This is a genomic window from Flavobacterium sp., from assembly GCF_036759525.1.
Taxonomy (GTDB): domain Bacteria; phylum Bacteroidota; class Bacteroidia; order Flavobacteriales; family Flavobacteriaceae; genus Flavobacterium.
This window is the reverse complement of record NZ_DAIOUN010000034.1, coordinates 226-5,234: the sequence shown is the minus strand read 5'-3', so window position 1 is coordinate 5,234 and position 5,009 is coordinate 226. Positions and strand designations below refer to the sequence as shown.

The following is a 5,009-nucleotide window of genomic DNA, read 5'->3' as shown; positions in this document are numbered from 1 at the left end:
GAGGTCTTTTTTTTGTTGTCTGTTGTGGGTTGGGAGTAGGGGTGTGGGGTTGGAAATTTCTCTTAGTTTAGGTTCTATGATTGGCTTCTTTTTATTTTATCAACACGAAAACGTTTTCGTTGCAGGATTGGTATTTTTTGCATGTATTAATTTTGTAAATTTGATTAATTGCCCTTAAAAATTATGATTTTATTCAGTAGTTTAGAATGATTGTTCCCCAGTCTATCTGAAGTGAAAAAAAATAAAGACCCTTTTTTCAGTTGATTGAGTGTTGTTTTTATTTTTTTTATTTCTACTAAATGCATCGCTTTGAAGTTGGAGTAGCATCGAAAGCGGGTTGAAGATTATTAATTATACGTTTTATGGCAAAACTTACCTTTTCTAATTCCGCTTGGCTTTACCAGATGGTTTGGCTTTTGCTTTTTTCTAATGGTGTTTTTTCTCAGGTTTTTACGGATCAAGCTTCAAATTATTCCGGAAATTGGCCCAATAGTTCAAACGAGGGGAGTGGATTTGGTCCTTGGGTAACTCAATCTCAAAGTAATACCGGTAGGTTTATTGGTAATCCTGCGAATGATGGCATGGGTACAGCCGGGATTGGAACAACAGCTTTTGGTATGTGGGCTACTAGTAGTACCAATTACTCTACTGCTTATCGTCCTTTTTCAGAATCTTTAGATATAGGAGATGAATTTTCGTTTTATTGGGTACTTAATTGGGATGCAAACACCGGTTCAAAAGGTTTTGTGCTTCGTAGTGGTAGTACTTCCATTTTTAGTATTACGAATTTTGGTTCAGCTTCAATACAATCTACCCAAGGAAGAGCCAGTGACAGTTATGGTGTATTGCCTATGCACGTTCGTTTATTCCGAATGAATGCCACGCAGTATTTGTTTCAAATGACCCGTCGCAATTCAAACGGAGGTGCCTATACAGCTGTATTTACAACGGCTTTACCAATTGATGGCATTCAATTTTTTATTGGGGCACAAAGCGGTAGTGAAGGCATGCGAAATATGTATTTCAATCACTTCAAAATAACGAAAGGTCTTTATACTGCTCCTATACCTAATTTTGTGATTCATCAATGGAGTGGAGCATTGACCCCTTTTTCTATACAAGTAAAAGCTAAGTTGGCATTGCCTACTTCATCTGCTCAATTGCTAGTGAGTACCTCACCTGATTTGAGTATGCCATTAGTTAGCGAATTTGTTTCGGTAGATGCTTCAACCCATTTTATGGGTTCTTTTAATGTATCTGGATTGCAACCTCAAACTTCTTATTATTATGGTATTTCTTCCTCCGGAGTATTGGATGCCCGACCTGAGGCTATTGGGAGGTTTCGCACCCCAGCATCGGGTCCTCATTCGTTTTCATTTACCGCAGGAGCCTGTAATACCAATTCAACCGGTCCCGTTTTTCAACGCATATTAGAAAAGAGCCCCTTGTTTATGTTGGCACATGGCGATTTGCATTATGCAGATCCAAACAGTAGTCAAGTGCTTACTCATAGATTACCTTATGAAGAGCGGATTTTGAGTATTACACCCACACGTGATTTGTTTCGAAATGTTCCTATAGCTTATGTTTGGGATGATCACGACTTTTCCGGTGATAATTCTAATGCGGCCTCTATTGGTGCTTCGAGTGCAAAACAGGCATATCGGGAGTATGTACCACATTATCCTTTTGGGACGGGTATTTCACAAGCGAATTCTTCGATTTATCAATCGTTTGTAATAGGAAGGGTACGTTTTTTGCTTACCGATTTGCGTTCAGAAATGACTCCAACCTACATTATGAGTCCACAACAAGAGCAATGGTTTAAAGATTCTTGTTTGGCCGCCAAAGCTGCAGGAGAAATAATATGTTGGGTTTCCAGTTTTGGTATAACTTCTGATACTTCCGATTCTTGGGGGGGTACAGCTGCCTATCGAAACCAACGCAGTGCTTTATTCCAATTTTTAAATGAAAATCAAATTGCCAATTTGTTTGTGATTTCGGGTGATGCTCATGCCTCGGGGATTGATGATGGTGCCAATACGGACTGTTCGGGTGTTTTTTCAGATCACCGTTGTCCCCGTTTTGAATGTTCTCAAAATCCAAATTATCCCCTTTTACATGCGGCAGGACTTTACAATACAGTTTCTATTAAAGGAGTTGTGACTAATATTGTTCCGATGACTGGAATTAATTACCACGGTCAATATGCTAAAGTTGATGTTACTGATACCGGAACGTCTGAGATTGGTATTACTTTTACCTTGTACCGCGTGCACCCGGATACGGGAGTAGAAACTACTTTGGGTTCCTATTCTTTTACCCGTACTTTAACTCCAACAGAGGAAAATCGGGTTTTAATACCTTCACAAACGTCATGGAAGTATTTGGACAACGGTTCCAATCAGGGTACGATTTGGGTGCAACCCCAATTTAATGATTCATCTTGGGTTTCCGGTACTTCTCCTTTAGGTTATGGCATGACAGGTGTTTCTACCCCTATTTCATTTGGACCCAATCCCAATTCAAAGTATATAACTTCCTACTTTAGAAAGGCTTTTACACTATCTCAATTGTCTGAGCTTCGTGCTGCGTGGGCCGAATTGTGGTTGGATGATGGAGCTGTAGTTTACCTTAATGGTGTTGAAATTGGACGAGCTCATCTTCCTACCACATCGATAGATTATTTAACCCCTGCCACCACGGTAGTTGGTCAAACTCCATCGTATGTGAAGTTTTGTTTACCTGATTTATCTCTTTTTCAAGAAGGAGAAAATGTTGTGGCAGTAGAAGTTCATCAACACAGTGGGACTAGTAGTGATTTGTATTTTGATTTTCGGATGATTGGGAATTTTACCCCCACATTGAATGAGACCGATATGGTTACGGATTCGCTTTCGGATGGATTTTATATATATCCTAATCCTGTTAGGGATACGGTAAAAATACGTTTCCAATACCCCGGGCTATATACACACCTTAGGTTGTATGATTTGCAGGGGAAGAAATTAGTAGAACAAGTTTTAACTCCATCGCATTCAGAATTTGATTTGGATATGAAGGCTTATACATCCGGAGTTTATTTGATTGAATTATCCAGGTTCTCTTATCAAGTGACCAAACGGATATTGAAAGATTATTGATTTTAAATTTTTTATTTATTTTTTATTAGGTGTGCCCATGTTAATTTAATTTATTTGATTATGAAAAAAACATTACTTCTTTTTGTTTTGCTTTTGTCCGTTGTTGGATACAGCCAAACTCAATTTTTTTGGCGAGGCGATTCCGGCTTGGATGGGAATTGGAATGCTTCCAATCGATGGTGGATTGGTTCCCCATCTGCCGCAGGTTTTGGTCAGCTTAATTTTGATAACAATGCCTATTTAACTGCAACATGTAATGGTAGTTTTGATACCTGGCGAATTTTTGTTGCTTCGTCTGCTAATTCTACCCGTACTACAACCGGAACCGGTACCGTTACTTTTTATGATTTTTCGGGGCAAGTTCCTTTGATTCGTAACAACTCAACGGCTCTTCATGTTTTTGATCAAAATTTTTCGGTAGGGAACACCTCCGGGGCTACTCGTTTTGATCGAAGATTGGAAATCATTGCTTCTGCAGGGGATTTGAATTTTGGAGGTACATTTTCTACAGCCAATGTAAATAATGTTACCCGTTCCTTACGATTGGACGTGGCTAATTCTCGTACCTTAACCTTATCCGGTACCATTACCCAAGTTAACAGTTCTAATGCTTTATTGGTTCAAAAAATTGGAGCCGGTACGGCAAATTTGTCAGGATCAAATAGTTTTACTTTAGGAGTTGTAATGGATGAGGGGATATTGAGAGCGGGTTCTAATACCGCTTTTGGTTCCGGAGTTTTTGAATTTTATGGCGGAGTTCTGTCTTCCACCAGTGCAACAGCCCGAACTTTTTCTAACGGATTTTTGATTGGGGGTTCTGTTACCTTTGGTCAATCTTCCGGAGGAACCGGTGATTTGACTCTTACCGGAGGAGTAAATTTAAATGAAGGGACCCGGACTATCACGGTTGTAAATGGAACTACTACTTTTTCGGGAGCCGTTTCTAATGGGGGTTTGACTAAAGCCGGAAGCGGTACTTTGGTTTTGTCCGGTACGCAAACATATACCGGACCTACTTCTGTGAGTGCCGGTCAATTGGTTATAGAAAAATCAGGTTACACTGCGACACTGTCATCTAGTGGTTTGCAAGTTCAATTTAGTTCTCCACCAGCGGTAGGAACCTATGTGATTGTTCCCGGAGCTTTATCTAGTGGTTCTGCTTTAACCACTTCGGGATTGGGCGTTGGTAAAACGGCAACCTTTAATGCAACAACGGGACTTTTAACCGTTAATGAGACCCCTGCAGTTAGTTTGGAAAGCAGTGCCGGAGTTGCACCTTACTGTGCCGGAACTTCGGTTACGTTTACTGCTACGGCTTCCTCAACAGGTGGAGGGACTGTGACTTATATTTTTACCGTTGATGGTAATCCGGTTCAAACCGGTACATCCGCGACTTATACTACATCTGCCTTGACAAACGGTCAAGTAGTTCAGGTATCCATTTCTATTACAGGAGGATTTGTGAGTCCTTCAACAGCCACAAGTTCTGTCCTAACCCAAGAGGTTGTTACCCCTGTGTTGTGGTATTTGGATGCCGACTTAGATGGTTATTCTACCGGAACACCTGTATTGAGTTGCGATTCTCCGGGTGTATCCTATGTACTCACCGTGATAGGAGGAAATGATTGTGATGATACCGATGCTACTAAACACGCCACTTTTGATTTCTATGCCGATTTGGATGGTGATACCTATGGTGCCGGAGCTCCAGTTGCTTTATGTGCTGTGAATGCCAGCACACCTCCAGCCGGATATTCGGTAAATGCTACGGATTGTGATGATACCGATGCTACTAAACATGCCACTTTTGCTTTCTATGCCGATTTGGATGGTGATACCTATGGTGCCGGAGCTCCAGTTGCTTTA

Annotated in this window: 2 protein-coding genes; both read left to right on the top strand. The window is 40.7% G+C overall.

The genetic code is table 11. The features are described 5' to 3' along the window. The first annotated feature begins 362 nt into the window (after positions 1-362). Entirely contained in the window at positions 363-3,143 is a 2,781-nt protein-coding gene (locus V7M80_RS13030) for an alkaline phosphatase D family protein (protein WP_333696783.1), read from the top strand. Positions 3,144-3,203: 60 nt separating this feature from the next. Beyond that, positions 3,204-5,009 (top strand): autotransporter-associated beta strand repeat-containing protein (locus tag V7M80_RS13025; protein WP_333696782.1); only part of this gene is annotated, 1,806 nt, incomplete at its 3' end.

Bases quoted from the DNA above. Each gene is read 5' to 3' on its own strand.
- V7M80_RS13030 (WP_333696783.1), top strand. From the start codon at position 363: ATGGCAAAACTTACCTTTTCTAATTCCGCTTGGCTTTACCAGATGGTT.